The following is a 550-nucleotide window of genomic DNA, read 5'->3' on the forward strand; positions in this document are numbered from 1 at the left end:
CTGGCCGAGATCTGGTCACATGTGCTGCACGTCGAGCGGGTCGGTTTGCACGACAACTTTTTCGACCTGGGGGGCCACTCGTTGCTGGCCACCCAGGTAGTCTCGCAGGTGCGCGCAACGTTTGGCGTGGAGTTGGCGCTGCGCACGCTGTTCGAGGCGCCGGCGCTCGATGAACTGGCGCAGCGGATTGGCGTCGCCCGGCAGGAAAGCAACGCGGTGGCCCGGCCGGCGATCGTGGCCTTCGAGCGGGACGGCGCTGCGTTGCCGCTCTCGTTCGCGCAGCAGCGCCTGTGGTTCCTTGACCGGCTGGATCCGGGCAACACGCTGTACAACGTGCCGACTGCGGTCCGGCTGGTGGGACAGCTTGACGTCGCGGCACTGGAGATGACGCTCAATGAAGTAGTGCGTCGCCATGAAGCCCTGCGCACGCACTTCGTCGAGACGGATGACGGCACCCCTGCGCAGGTGGTGATGCCCACGCTGCGGCTCGCGCTGGAGCAGCAGGATCTGCGCAGGTTCGAAGAGGGCATGCGTGAATCCGAAGCCGAAC

At 66.4% G+C, this 550-nt stretch carries 1 protein-coding gene; it reads left to right on the top strand.

Annotated features, from left to right (window positions below):
- Positions 1 to 550, top strand: a 550-nt coding sequence (locus tag HB633_RS30660; RefSeq protein ID WP_255581318.1) for a condensation domain-containing protein, incomplete at both ends; no start/stop codon positions are given.

The sequence above is a fragment of the Caballeronia sp. dw_276 genome, assembly GCF_018449635.1.
Classification (GTDB): domain Bacteria; phylum Pseudomonadota; class Gammaproteobacteria; order Burkholderiales; family Burkholderiaceae; genus Caballeronia.